Annotated in this window: 1 pseudogene; it reads right to left on the bottom strand. The window is 57.7% G+C overall.

Annotation, left to right across the window (positions count from 1 at the left end):
• Nucleotides 1-328 (bottom strand): annotated as a pseudogene (locus EN852_RS34885) (hypothetical protein); the annotation flags it as partial.
• Nucleotides 329-530: the final 202 nt, after the last annotated feature.

Below are 530 nucleotides of genomic sequence, written 5' to 3'. Positions count from 1 at the left end.
CAATGAGGGCTGGAAAAATCCTGAGCACCCGGCTTATCGCATAGTCGGTTACCTTGCCCGACTTGACCAGGCCTGGGGCCACCAGAAAGCCGCTGATTGCAAAGAAAACAAGAACCGCGAGAAGGCCGAAATGCAGAAATCCCCCGCTGAAGGCGAAGAGGGGATCTGCCTTCGCATCGTAGATTGAACCGTGGGCATGATGCAGAAGCACCGTGGTCGCCGCAGCCAACCGAACTTCATCGAAGCCCGGTCCCACAGACCCCGTTTCAGCCAGCCGACTTTCCAGGGTTCGGCCGCGCATGTTCCAACCGAGAACATTTGGGATCATTGGGCTGCCTGATGACATGCTTCGTGGCAGAAGTTTGCGCGGGGGATATAGCGCGCGCAACTACCTAATCGGGCCAACAGAGCGGCCAGTGATGGCAGCCAGAAACGAAAGGAGTACGAACGTAGCAGGAACGGGCGAATGTCTGTTTGCCGTCGCACAACTCGTGGGGGAAATGCGACGTCAAACCGACAGTCGCCCGTTC

Origin of the sequence: Mesorhizobium sp. M2E.F.Ca.ET.209.01.1.1, assembly GCF_004010375.2 — a bacterium.
GTDB lineage: Bacteria > Pseudomonadota > Alphaproteobacteria > Rhizobiales > Rhizobiaceae > Mesorhizobium.
This window is presented reverse-complemented; position numbering and strand designations above follow the sequence as displayed.